The organism is Pseudomonas sp. EL_65y_Pfl1_R83, assembly GCF_963970695.1.
GTDB lineage: Bacteria > Pseudomonadota > Gammaproteobacteria > Pseudomonadales > Pseudomonadaceae > Aquipseudomonas > Aquipseudomonas tritici.
Genome location: NZ_CAXAQI010000072.1, coordinates 1 through 775, shown reverse-complemented (window position 1 = coordinate 775; position 775 = coordinate 1). Strand labels below are relative to the sequence as shown.

The following is a 775-nucleotide window of genomic DNA, read 5'->3' as shown; positions in this document are numbered from 1 at the left end:
CGCACCGATGCGGGCGGCCATGTCCTCAGGGTCGCCGCCGAGTTCAAGCGCGAGCGCGCGGTCGCCGGGGTCGATCCGCCCGCCGGGAAAGACCAATGCGCCGCCTGCAAACACCATCGCTTTGGAGCGTTCGACGAAGAGGAGCTCCGGCACCCTCCCGCGCTGCCGGAACAGCACGAGCGTGGCGGCGGGGATAGGTGCCGTCATGCGCGGAACGCCCAGCGCAAGGTGCTGGCAATGCCGAAGGTGCCTGCGCGCAGCAACGGTCGGCCGAACTCCGGTTGGGCGAGACCATGCATCGTGCGCGCCCAGCCCGGCAGCAGGTCCACCCCCGCTTGCAACGTCATCGCCTGAAACGGCCCCGCCGCCAGCGAGGGCGCTGGCTGATCGAGCAACACGCGCGCCACCTCGCGCGTCCGGGTATCGACCCGCAATTGAGGACGCATCGCAGTCATGATCGCCTCCGCCTCGGCGCGGGTGTGCGGCACGGGCGACACGCCCAGCGGCTCGGCAATGCGGGCCATTTCGGCGACATAGCGATCCTGATCGGCACGGCTCATTGTGGGCTCGCCATAGCGAATCCAGCCGTCGAGAAAGCACAGCACCTCGCACACATGCACCCAGGCGAGCAGATCAGGGTCACTCGCCAGATAGGGCGTACCATCGGGCAAGGTTCCGCCGACATGATCGTGGATTCGCCGCACTTTGGCGAGCATCGCCCGTGCGTCGTCGGGCGCGCCAAAGGTGGTGACCGCGATGAAGCGCGCGGTGCGGC

Annotated in this window: 1 protein-coding gene and 1 pseudogene; both read right to left on the bottom strand. The window is 68.8% G+C overall.

Features of this window, described 5'->3' with window-relative positions:
• Positions 1 to 207, bottom strand: a pseudogene (locus AACY08_RS27665) (hypothetical protein); the annotation flags it as partial.
• A partial coding sequence (locus tag AACY08_RS27660; protein WP_339472290.1) for an oxygenase MpaB family protein occupies positions 204 to 775 on the bottom strand: 572 nt, incomplete at its 5' end. The gene AACY08_RS27660 and the pseudogene AACY08_RS27665, both read right to left, overlap by 4 nt.